At 70.4% G+C, this 11,654-nt stretch carries 10 protein-coding genes and 1 pseudogene; all 11 read right to left on the bottom strand.

The window, feature by feature from the left end:
- Window positions 1-841, bottom strand: an 841-nt coding sequence (locus AC5Y31_RS21595; RefSeq protein ID WP_499982911.1) for a site-specific tyrosine recombinase XerD, incomplete at its 3' end; no start/stop codon positions are given.
- Entirely contained in the window at window positions 838-1,461 is a 624-nt protein-coding gene (locus tag AC5Y31_RS21590) for an NUDIX domain-containing protein (protein ID WP_065023857.1), read from the bottom strand. The genes AC5Y31_RS21590 and AC5Y31_RS21595, both read right to left, overlap by 4 nt.
- Window positions 1,454-3,256, bottom strand: coding sequence for a CTP synthase (pyrG, locus tag AC5Y31_RS21585; protein WP_065023856.1), 1,803 nt, complete (start codon window positions 3,254-3,256; stop codon window positions 1,454-1,456). Before pyrG ends, AC5Y31_RS21590 begins: the two co-directional genes overlap by 8 nt.
- Before the next feature lie 145 nt (window positions 3,257-3,401).
- Window positions 3,402-4,343 (bottom strand): copper transporter, encoded by a 942-nt coding sequence (locus AC5Y31_RS21580; protein ID WP_499982908.1) that lies wholly within the window; start codon window positions 4,341-4,343, stop codon window positions 3,402-3,404.
- 21 nt (window positions 4,344-4,364) lie between these two features.
- Window positions 4,365-5,546, bottom strand: a complete 1,182-nt coding sequence (steA, locus tag AC5Y31_RS21575) for a putative cytokinetic ring protein SteA (protein ID WP_065023854.1) — start codon at window positions 5,544-5,546, stop codon at window positions 4,365-4,367.
- A gap of 101 nt (window positions 5,547-5,647) precedes the next feature.
- Window positions 5,648-7,438, bottom strand: coding sequence for a DNA repair protein RecN (gene recN, locus AC5Y31_RS21570; protein WP_499982906.1), 1,791 nt, complete (start codon window positions 7,436-7,438; stop codon window positions 5,648-5,650).
- Between the two features lie 4 nt (window positions 7,439-7,442).
- Window positions 7,443-8,369, bottom strand: a complete 927-nt coding sequence (locus tag AC5Y31_RS21565; RefSeq protein WP_499982915.1) for an NAD kinase — start codon at window positions 8,367-8,369, stop codon at window positions 7,443-7,445.
- Window positions 8,370-8,371: 2 nt separating this feature from the next.
- Window positions 8,372-9,178: a TlyA family RNA methyltransferase gene (locus AC5Y31_RS21560; RefSeq protein ID WP_499982905.1), complete on the bottom strand. Its 807-nt coding sequence runs from the start codon at window positions 9,176-9,178 to the stop codon at window positions 8,372-8,374.
- Window positions 9,179-9,184: 6 nt separating this feature from the next.
- Window positions 9,185-9,361, bottom strand: a complete 177-nt coding sequence (locus AC5Y31_RS21555; RefSeq protein WP_165606148.1) for a hypothetical protein — start codon at window positions 9,359-9,361, stop codon at window positions 9,185-9,187.
- 38 nt (window positions 9,362-9,399) lie between these two features.
- Window positions 9,400-10,386: an HAD-IIA family hydrolase gene (locus AC5Y31_RS21550; protein ID WP_499982913.1), complete on the bottom strand. Its 987-nt coding sequence runs from the start codon at window positions 10,384-10,386 to the stop codon at window positions 9,400-9,402.
- 39 nt (window positions 10,387-10,425) lie between these two features.
- A pseudogene (locus AC5Y31_RS21545) lies at window positions 10,426-11,319 on the bottom strand (hypothetical protein); the annotation flags it as partial.
- Window positions 11,320-11,654: the final 335 nt, after the last annotated feature.

Below are 11,654 nucleotides of genomic sequence, written 5' to 3'. Positions count from 1 at the left end.
GCACGTCGGCGCCGCCGTCGAGCAGATGCGTCGCAAACGAATGCCGCAGGGTGTGCGGTGACACCTTCGCGGTGATCCCGGCCCGCTCGGCGGCGTCCTGCAGCACCTGCCAGGCGCTTTGCCGCGACAGCCGGCCCCCGCGGGCATTGAGGAACACCGCCGCGGTGCCCCGGCCGCGCCCCGCCAGGCCCGGGCGGCCCCGCACCAGGTAGGCGTCCAGCGCCGCCACCGCGGGCCGCCCCACCGGCACCAGCCGCTGCTTGCCGCCCTTGCCCCGCAACAACACCGACCGGTCGCGCACGTCGATGTCGTCGAGATCCAGCCCGACCGCCTCCGAGATACGGGATCCGGTGGAGTACAGCATTTCCAGCAGCGCCCGGTTGCGCAGCGTCAGCGGTCCGTCCGAGGCGCTGTCGCCGCCGGCCCCGGCCAGCAGCGCCAGCACCTCGTCGATGCTCAGACTTTTGGGCAGTCGCCGTCCCGGCGTCGGCGGCTTGACGCCGCGGGCCACGTCCACCGGCGCCATGCCCTCCGCGGCGGCGAACCGGTGCAGGCCGCGTACCGCGATCAGCGCGCGCCCGGCCGAGACCGCCGACAGCGCCGGCACGCCGTTCTCCGGGTCACCGCGCTGCAGCGCCACCAAGAATTCGGTGACGTCGCCCTCCCGCACGTCGGCCAGGTCGTCGATGCCGCGGGCCAGCAGGTGCTCGCTGTAGCGCCGCAGGTCGCGCCGATAGGAACTCAACGTGTTGGCCGCGACCCCGCGCTCGATCGTCAGATGATCCAGGTACCCCTGAAGCTGCCCGGTCAGCGGGCCTACCGGCCGGGCCGCCGCGGTCATGACCGGCTCTGCCTGGCGGCGAACGCGGTCGGCCGGTCGATCCATTCGGCATCCACCGGACGTGGGGTTCCGAAACCCTGGCGGTGCGCGTAAGCGGCCAGAATTCCCGCCACCGCAATCGCATTGACGATTTCGCCGCTGAACACCATCGCGGCCGCCTCGGCGATCGGATACCAGCGCAGCGTCAGATCGGCCTCCTCGTCGTGCGCTTCCGGGCGCTCGACCTCGGTGAGGCCGGTGGCCAGATACACCCGCACCGACTCGTCGGAAAAGCCTGGCGTGGAGTCCAAATCGACCAGCACCTGCCAGGTCGCCGCCGTCAAACCGGCCTCCTCGACGAGTTCGCGCCCGGCGGTCAGGTGCGCGGGCTCACCGCTGACGTCGAGCAGCCCCGCGGGCAACTCCCACAGCCGCCGGCCGAAGGCGTGGCGGTATTGGCAGATCAGCGGGATATTGCCGGACTCGTCCATGGCGACCACCCCGACGGCGCCGTAGTGCTCCACCACATCGCGGGTGGCCGTCTTTCCGCCCGGCATCCGCACCTCGTCGCGGCGCAGCGCGAAGATCTTGCCGCTGTGCAGCAGTTGCGACGACGCGGTCTCGAAGACGTGCTCAGCCACGGGTTACGTGTTCCGGCAGGGGTTCTTGCCGCGGATCGGTCAACGGCTGAGCACTGCCGCCGTGCGTGTCGGCTCCGTTCTGCGCATCGGGGGTGTCGTGATGTTCGTGATGGTGCTCGGGGATCTCCACCGGCAGCCGCTCGGCGGCCTTGTAGTCGATGGCCGCCCCGACGAACGCGGCGAACAGCGGATGGGCCCGGGTGGGCCTGCTCTTGAGCTCCGGGTGCGCCTGGGTGCCCACCAGGAACGGGTGCATCTCGCGCGGGTACTCGACGAACTCCACCAGCTTGCCGTCCGGGGAGGTACCGGAGAACCGCAGCCCGCTTTCGGCGATCCGGTCCCGGTAGGCGTTGTTGACCTCGAAGCGGTGCCGGTGCCGTTCGGAGACCTCGGTGGCCTGGTAGGCCCCGGCCACAATCGAATCGGCTTCCAGCACAGCAGGATAGGCGCCGAGCCGCATGGTGCCGCCGAGGTCGGCGGTTCCGGCGACCGCATCCTGCTGGTCGGCCATGGTCGCGATCACCGGATCGGGCGTGTCCGGATCGAACTCCGCCGAGCTGGCCTCGGTGATCCCTGCGGTGCGGGCCGCGTCGATCACGATGCACTGCAGCCCCAGACACAATCCCAGCACCGGCAACGCGTGAGTGCGGGCATAGGCGATGGCGCCGATCTTGCCTTCGATGCCCCGGATCCCGAATCCGCCCGGGATCAGCACCCCGTGCATCTCCCCGAGCGCGGCGGCCGCCCCGGCGGGGGTTTCGCACGCATCGGAGGCGACCCAGTTGATCTCGACCCGCGCGTAATGGCTGAAGCCACCGGCCCGCAGCGCCTCGGTCACCGACAGGTAAGCGTCGGACAGGTCGATGTACTTGCCCACCAGCGCGATTCGCACCGTCTCGTGAGGTTCGTGGACCCGGCGCAGCAGCTCATCCCACTCGGTCCAGTCGACATCCTTGAACGGCAGGTTGAGCCGGCGCACCACGTAGGCGTCCAGTTCCTCGCGGTGCAGCACCTTGGGGATGTCGTAGATCGACGCCGCGTCCGGCGTGGAGATCACCCCGTCGACGTCGACGTCGCACATCAGCGCGATCTTGTTCTTCAGCGGCTCGGGTACCTCGCGATCGCAGCGCAGGATCAGCGCGTCCGGGGTGATGCCGATGCTGCGCAGTGCGGCCACCGAGTGCTGGGTCGGCTTGGTCTTGAGCTCGCCCGACGGCGCCAGATACGGCACCAGCGACACGTGCAGGAAGAACACGTTGTCCCGGCCCACGTCGTGGCGGACCTGGCGGGCGGCCTCCAGGAACGGTTGCGACTCGATGTCGCCGACGGTGCCACCGATCTCGGTGATGACGACGTCAGGGCGCCGGCCGTCGGCGTCCGGCTCGGACATGGCCAGGATGCGACGCTTGATCTCGTCGGTGATGTGCGGGATCACCTGCACGGTGTCACCGAGGTACTCGCCGCGACGCTCCTTGGCGATGACCGTCGAATACACCTGCCCGGTGGTCACATTCGCCGACCCGGACAGGTCGCGGTCCAAGAATCGCTCGTAGTGGCCGACGTCGAGGTCGGTCTCGGCGCCGTCTTCGGTGACGAAGACCTCCCCGTGCTGGAACGGATTCATCGTTCCGGGGTCGACGTTGAGGTAGGGGTCCAGCTTCTGCATGGTGACCTGCAGACCCCGGGCGATCAGCAACTGGCCCAGGCTGCTTGCGGTCAAACCCTTACCGAGCGAGGATGCAACTCCACCGGTGACGAAGAGGTGCTTCGGCTCGGTTTGGGGATGCTTTCGCAATGGTGGCAAAACCAACCTCCGTGACGACGGCGCAGGATTGAGGGCCTGCCGACCCACGGAATCTCACCCTAACATCGTCGGGCGATTCCGGCCTTGGACACGCCCAGTCACGCCCAGTCACGCCGCCCGGCCGCGGTCACCGGGCCTATTGCGCGAGGGTGACCGACCCGGCGCCGTGACCGATGCCGTACTGCCCCGGATGCCCGCCGTTGATCAGGCTGCTCACCGCCATGACGGTAGTGATCCGCCCCGCCTCGAGGTCGACGTCATCGACCGTGCTCACCGCCTCGGCGACCGCGGAATCGGTGCGAGCCATCGCCACGGCCGCGGTGCCCGAGGCGCAGCCGTCCCGGCCGGCCAGCACCGTCGCCGAACCGTGCGGGGCCAGGGCCGCCGCGAACCGGGCGACGCTCACCCCGCTGCTGCCGGCGTCCTCGGGCAGCGCTCCCCCGGTGATGACCACCGCCGAGTTGGCCGCTGCGAACCGTTGTTCGCGGTAGGTGATGAAGCCGGTATCGCGCAGCGCCGCCAGTACGGTGTCGCGCTGGGTGTCATCCGCGGGTTGGACGGCCGGGTTGCGGTTGATCAGCAGCGCGATGCCGAGCAGGTCGCCGGCCTGGGCGCCCTGGTCGATCAGGTGGGTGCTCAGTTGGGCACCGGCGGGCACGATCCCGGACTCCACCACGGCACGCAGCTTCTCCTCGGCGTTGCCCTCGACGAACTGGGTCGTCAGCGCGACCGTTGCGGTGACGGCCCCGCCGGCCTGGCCGATGATCCGCGCTACCGCCTCGACGTCGTCATCAGCGGCGTCCGGAGTCCGGAAGATCACCGTGGACTTGCCGTTGAGCGCGTCGCGCACGATCCGGGGCGCCATCTGGGCCTCGAAATCGTTTGCGTTGCCCAGTCGCTCGCTCAGTGCGTTGTGCTGTTCGCGCTGCGCGTCGATCTGCGCACGCAGCTCCTGCTTATCGGACTGCAGACTGCCCAGCACCGGTCCCGACAGCAGCCCAGAGCCCAGCACCACGCCGAACACCAATGCCAGCAGCACCGCGGTCAGCGACATCGCGTGGTATCGAGGGGTGATCATCGCCGTGTCGGCCCGGTTCTCTTAGGTCACCCAGTGCTGCAGCCACTGGGTCAGATGATGCCAGTAGTTGCTGAGCCAGTCGAGGACCACGGCGTCGGTCTGCGAGACCCACAGCGCGACGATGATCGCGACCAGCATGCTGAGCACCAGCAGCGCGATCGCGCCCGCAGAGACCCGGCTGCGGTACAGCGTGGCGACGGCCCGGGCGTCCACCAGCTTCTCGCCGACCTTTAGCCGGGTCAAAAACATCGACGGGTTCGTCAGCTGACGGGTCCGGTCGAAGAACGTCTCGATGTTGGCGGTGTGCCCGGCCGTCACCAGCAGGGCCGCACCGTGGTGGTCGGCCAGCAGCAGTGCCAGGTCCATCGGGGAACCTGCCGCCGGGAACGTCATCGCCCCCACACCGAGATCCTGGATGCGCTCGAGGCCGGGCGCGTGGCCGTCGGCGTCGGCGGGCAGCACCACCTGCGATCCGCACCGCAGCACCTCGGCGCTCATCTGGTCAGGGTCGCCGATGATCAGCTGCGGGCGGTAGCCCGCCTTGCGCAGCACGTCAGCGCCGGCGCCGATCCCGATCAGCACGGGCTGGTATTCCTTGATGAACGGCTTGAGGCACTTCAGGTCGTCGGCGGCGTCGGGTTCGTCACCGACCAGCACCACATGCCGGCGGCGCAGGTCGACGTCGATCTCGGGGATCCCGATCCCGTCGATCAGCAGCGGGCTCTCGCTGCGGATGAACTCAATGGTGTTGCCGGCGAAGGACTCCAGGTGCGCCACCAACCCGCTCTTGGCCTCGAGCATCAGGTCGGCGATCTCGACGTCGCTGCGTTCGACGCCGAGGGCCAGGCGCCGATCGCCGGAGTAGACGCCGCCGTTGTGCAGCCGGATCTTGGCGCCGTCGCGGATCTTCTTGAACACCGTGGGCCCGGCCTCGTCGATCAGCGTGACGCCGTTGGCGACCAGCACCTCGGGACCGAGGTTGGGGTAGCGCCCGGAGATGGACGCCGAGGCATTGACGACGCCGGCGATCTGGGCTTCCACCAGTGCGTCGGCGGTGATCCGGTCCAGGTCGAGAATGTCGAGAACGACGATGTCGCCGGGACCGACCCGCCGCAGCAACCGGTCGATGTCGTGGTCGACTCGGGCCGTACCGATGACGCCGGGCCGGGAGGTGTTACGAGACAACAGCGCAGACATCTTCATGGGCGCGATTGTGTCGGGGAAAGCGCGGGAAAGCAGGGAGGCGCGCCGTAACACTGGCCTCACAAGTTCTGTTACGTCACACCAGTCACAGGATTTGTGGGCTACTCGTGGGTGTCTGCACCCCGGTCATCCTGCGCGGCGTCCAGCAGTTCTCGGGCGTGCGCGCGGGCGGTGTCGGTCTCCCCCAGCCCGGCCAGCATCCGGGCCAGTTCGGCCACCCGGTCCTCGCCGTCCAGGCGCCGTACCCCGCTGGCACCGTTACGTCCGGTGGCCTCCACCATCAGGTGCACATCCGCGTAAGCCGCCACCTGCGGCAGGTGGGTCACCACGATGACCTGGTGGGTGCGGGCCAGCCGCGCCAGCCGCCGCCCGATCTGCACCGCGGCGCGGCCGCCCACCCCGGCGTCGACCTCGTCGAACACCATCGTGGTGCCGGCCGAGCTCCGCACCGACGACAACGACGAGGTGGCCAGCACCACCTCCAGCGCCAGCATCACCCGGGACAGCTCGCCGCCCGAGGCGCTCTTCGCCAGCGGCAGCACCGTCATACCCCGGTGCGCGGCCAGCCCGAACTCGACCTCGTCGATGCCGTCGGCGCCGGCGTGCACGATCTGCCCCGAGGGCAACCGCAGGGCGGCCGGGTCGTCGTCGGCGGCCGGGCTGTGGCTGACACCGATGCTGAACTCGGCGTCGGCCATCGCCAGCCCGGACAGCTCCGCGCTCACCGCCTTGGCCAGGCCGCGAGCCGCCTTGCCGCGCGCGGCGCTGAGATCGGTGGCGGTCTTCACCACCTGCTCGGCGAGCTCCTCGACGCGAGCGGACAGCGCCACCATCGTTTCTTCGGAAACGTCGAGCTGGGCCAGCCGGTCGCGGGACTGCGCCGCCCAGGCCAGCACCCCGTCGATGTCCGCGGCGTACTTGCGGGTCAGGGAACGCAGCTCGGCCTGCCGCGCCAGCTTGGCGTCCAGCGCGTCGGCGCCGGTGGGCAGCTCGTCGAGGTAGCCGCCGAGTTCGCGGCCCACATCGTCGACCACCGTGAGCGCCTCAGCGAGTTGTTCGCCGAGGGCCTGCAGGGCGGTGTCGTCGGTGGCGGTCAGCGTCGCCTTCGCCTGCCCGAGCCGGTAGGTGGCCGACGTCGCCGCGTCGGCCGCGTCCTCCAAGCCGCCGGCCAGCGCCGCGCGCGCCCCGGACGCCGCGGCGCGCAGTGCGTCGAGTTCGGAGAGCCGGCGGATCTCGACCGTCAGCGCGTCGTCCTCCCCGGCCTGCGGGTCGACGGCATCGATCTCGCGCAGCGCGAAGGTGAGCCGGTCGGCTTCCTGGGCCAGTTCCCGGGCCCGGTTGTTGCGGTCGAGCAGTTCGCGTCGTGCCGACAGCCAGGCCTCTCGTGCGCTGCGGTAGCGCTGCAGCCGGGTGTCGACCGCGGCGAATCGGTCCAGTGCCCCGCGCTGTTCGTCCGGGCGCATCAACCGCAACTGGTCGTTCTGACCGTGCAGGGTCAGCAGCCCGCCGGTGAAACCGCTCAGCGACTTGGCGGGCACCCCGCGGCCCCCGAGGTAGGCCCGCGACGGCCCGTCGGCGCTGACCGAGCGGGCCGCGATCACGCTCCCGTCTTCGTCGCGCTCGGCGCCGGAGACCTCCAGGATCTCGTCGATCTGCCCGGCCGCCGCCGGTGCCAGATCGGCGGTGCAGAACCGGCCCTCGACCACCGCGCGCGCCGCACCCGAGCGCACCCGGGTGGCGTCGGCGCGGGCGCCGCCGAGCAGGTGCAGACCAGTGACCACCATCGTCTTGCCGGTGCCGGTCTCCCCGGTCAACACGGTCAGGCCACGGTCGAATTCGGCGGTTGCCGCGTGGATCGCGCCCAGCGACTCGATGCGGATCTCAGTGAGCACTCGACTACTGTCCGCGCCAGCCGGTCACCGGCAGCCGGAATTTGCGCACCAACCGGTCGGTGAACGGGGAGCTGCCCAGCCGCGCCCACTTGACCGGGGTGACGCCGCGTTGCACCTCGAGCCGTCCGCCGGCCGGCACCAGCATCTTGCGACGGCCGTCGCAGAACACCAGCGCATTGTGTCCCTCGCTCTCGACTTCGATCGCGATCGTCGAGTCGGGGCTGGTCACCATCGGCCGGGCGAACAGGGCGTGAGCGTTGTTGGTCACCACCAGGATTGCGTCCAGGTCGGGCCAGAGCACCGGGCCGCCCGCGGAGAACGCGTAGGCGGTCGATCCGGTCGGTGTCGACACCAGCACGCCGTCGCAGCCGAACGTCGACACCGGCCTGCCGTCCACCTCCACGACGACGCCCAGGACCCCCAACCTCGGGCCCTTCTCCATGCTGGCCTCGTTGAGCGCCCACCCGCGGTCGATGATCTCCCCGTCGGCCCGCACCACCACATCCAGCGTCATCCGGTCCTCCACCCGGTAGTCGCGGGCGATGATGTGGTCGAGGACCCGGTCGATGTGGTCGGCTTCGGCCTCGGCCAGAAATCCGATCCGGCCCAGGTTGACCCCCAGCACCGGGATGTCGGCGGCGCGGGCCAGTTCGGCGGCCCGCAGGAAGGTGCCGTCACCACCGAGAACCAGCACCAGTTCGCAGCCCTCGGCGGCCTGGGTGTCGGGATCCACCACGTCGATCTCGACACCGAGTTCACGTATGTCGTCGGGCGCCAGGTGCAGCGAGCCCTTGTCGACGGCCTCGGCGGTCAAAACCCGCATCGTGATGCCGTGGTCGCCCAACACCTTCTCGACGCGGCGGGCGGTGTCGGTGGCCTCTTCACGCCCGGTGTGCACGACCAGCAAAACGGTGCGCTCTCGGTGCCCGATATTCACTGGGGTCCCTTCGCAACGGCATCCTGGACGGCTGCTTCCAACGCCTCACCGGTCAGCGGTGCGGCGGCGGCACGCAGATGCAGAAAGTACTCGACGTTGCCCGACGGGCCCGGCAGCGGACTGGCGGTCACCGCGACGGTGCCCCACCCGAATTCGGCCGCGCGGTGCGCCACCGACCGCACCGCGTCGGCGCGCAGGCCCGGGTCCGAAACCACCCCGCCGGCGCCGACCTGCTCTCGGCCCACCTCGAACTGCGGCTTCACCATCGGAACGATATCGGCGTCGGGTGACGCGCAACCAGTCAGCGCGGGCAACACGGTGGCCAGCGAGATGAACGACAAGTCGGCGACGATCAGCTCGGCGGGCCCGCCGACGACCTCCGGGGTCAACCCGCGGACGTTGGTGCGTTCGACGACGACGACGCGCGGGTCGGTGCGCAGCGACCAGGCCAACTGGCCGTAGCCGACATCGACGGCGACCACGCGGGCCGCGCCCCGGTCGAGCAACACCTCGGTGAAACCGCCGGTCGAGGCCCCCGCATCCAGGCACGCTCGGTCGGCGACGGTGATCCCGAAGGTGTCCAGTGCGCCGATCAACTTGTGCGCTCCGCGCGACACCCAGTTGCGTTCGCCGTCTTCGGCGACGGCCAGCGCGGCGGTGAGGCTCACGGCGGTAGCCGGTTTGACGGCCGGAATGCCGTCGATGGTGACCTTGCCAGCGCCGATCAACTCCGCGGCCTGCTGGCGGGAACGCGCCAGTCCGCGCCGGACCAGCTCGGCGTCAACGCGAGTGCGCCGCGACATGTGCCCTCAGCCCTTCTCCACCGACTCCAGTGCCCGCACCAGGACCTCGTGGGCTTCTTCGAGCCGCTGCGCCAACGCATTGAGATCGCTGTGCGCGGGCAGTTCGGCCAGCTCGGCTTCCCCGGGCAGCGCGGCCAGCAACGCCGCGATGCGCTCCCGGACATCATCAATCTCACTGTTCATGGGTGCCACCAACGCTAGACCATGCCAGTTGGGGCCCCTTAGGGCCAGGCCCCGAGCAGGGACCAACGTTGCAGAGCCTGCCCGGCGGTGTCGTCGGCGGACTCGACGGTGAACGGGCGCCCGGCCAGGTCGGCGTCGGCCACGGCGCAGGCGAGCGCACGCACGATCGACAGGCCGTCCGCATCGTCCTCGTCGGGCTGCGCCGTGGCGACGGTGACCGTGGCGCCGTCCAGGGTGATCTGCCACTGCGGCTGCGGGCCGATCGCCAGCCGGTCGGCGTCGAGATGCAGCGCCCGCAGGTCGTGAGCGACGTAAGTCGGTCGCTGCTCGGCGACGGCGCCGACGGCGTCGCGTGCCGAGTTGACGCCGGTGAGCACCATCAGGCTCGGCAGCGCGGCGGCGTTGGCCGCGGCGATGTCGGTGTCCAGCCGGTCACCGACGACCAGCGGCGCGTAGAACTCACCGCGGGTCAGCGCCTCGGTAAGCAAACCCGGGCCCGGCTTGCCGGCCACCTGCGGTTCGGCGTCGGTCGCGGCCCGCAACGCCGCCACCATCGACCCGTTGCCGGGCAGCAGGCCGCGCTCCGACGGCAGGGTTTTGTCGACGTTGGTCGTCATCCACTTCGCGCCGGCCCGGATGGCCAGCGCCGCCTCGGCCAGATCAGCCCAGCCGGTCTCGGTGGACAGGCCCTGCACCACCGCGGCCGGCTCGTCGGCCGCCAGTCGCACCGGTTCCAAACCGGCGGAAGCGATTTCGGCGGCCAGCGATTCGGTGCCGACCACCAGCACCCGTGATCCGGCGGGCAGTTGCTCGGCCAGCAGGTGCGCCGCGATCTGGGCGCTGGTGGCCACGTCCTCGCCGGCGGCGGTGAAGCCCAGCTCACGCAGGTGCGCCGCGACCTCGTCCGCGCTGCGCGAGGAGTTGTTGGTGATGAACAGTCCGCGACTCTGGATCTCCGCCAGCGTTTCGACAGCTCCAGCGGTGGGTTCGCCACCACGGAACACCGTGCCGTCGAGATCGAGCAGCAGACAGTCGTATTCGTCTGCCAGTGAACCGGCGCCGCCCAGTTCGGCGATCCGCTCCTCGACGTCGGTGACACCTTCGGTGTCGGCGGCTGCGGCCTTGAGGAACCATTCCAGGGCTTCGTCGCCGCGGCCCAGCGCCACCAGCGTTTCGGCGTGCGCATAGTACAGCCGGGCCACCGTCGATCCGGTGCGCTCGGGGTCGGCCGGCGCGGCCGACAGCACCGTCAGCGCCTGCTCCAGCTGGCCCAGGTCGGCGCGAGCGCCGGCGACCACGATCCGCAGTTCGTCGGCCTCATCACCCTCCAGTTGGGCGGCTTCGGGGCTGGCGGCCAGTTCGATCGCCCGTTGTGGGCGGCCCAGGCCGCGTTCGCAGTCGGCGATCAACGGCAACAGCGCGGACTTGCTGCCCATCCGGCGCGCCGCGCGCAGCTCGGCCAGGGCCTGCGTCCAGTCGCCGCAGTGGTAAGCCGCGATCCCGACCGCTTCACGGATCGCGGTGATCCGCGTCGAGCGGGACCGGGCCGCCTTGGCGTGCTTGAGCGCGGCTTGCGGGTCCTCGTCGAGCAGCATGCCGGCGGCCACCAGATGACAGGCCACGCCGTCGGCGGTGGCCTTGCTCAGGGTGCTCAGTTCCCGGCGCACTTCCGGCGCCAGCTGCTTGGGTTCGATCCCCTCCGGTAGCGGCGGATCGTCGTAGCGCCGGGGCGATTCTTCGCCGGCCGGCCGCGGGGGCCGCGAGCCGCCGTCATGGTCGCGCCGGGGCGGCGTACGACGATCCCGGTCCGGTCCCGAACCCCTGGGCGTCCGGCGTTGATCACCGGTGGGCGTGCGCCGCTGGTCGCCGGCTGCCCGTCCTTGGTGCGGACCGCGTGGGCCACTTCCGGTGCCCCCGCGCGACTGACCACGCCCGCCACTTGCTCTGTTGTCGACCACTGAAACCTTTCGCGTGAAACCTCGTGTAAGGATACGGGCCGCCGCGAATTGTCCGGCCAGCGCACCGACCCGCTAAACCGGGCATTCTTTGCCGACGTTCGCGGTGTCGCGCAAATAACCGAACCCGGTACGAAACGACGGCGGTACGTCGCGTTTCTGCCTCTTCCGGGCCGGGGCGCCGAGTGAGCTGCACCCGCACGGCAATGCCTGGAGCAGTCCCAACGGGGTTCGCGCTGTCCGACCAGCCTGGCCCGGTGATCCGATTGAGCAAGGACGCCTGATACCGGCGGTGGGGAATTGGAAACGCCCCCCGATTTCTCGGGGGGCGTTTCGTG

The organism is Mycobacterium sp. NGS18, assembly GCF_059813185.1.
The sequence above is the reverse complement of the archived record's forward strand: the minus strand, read 5'-3'. Positions and strand labels throughout refer to the sequence as shown.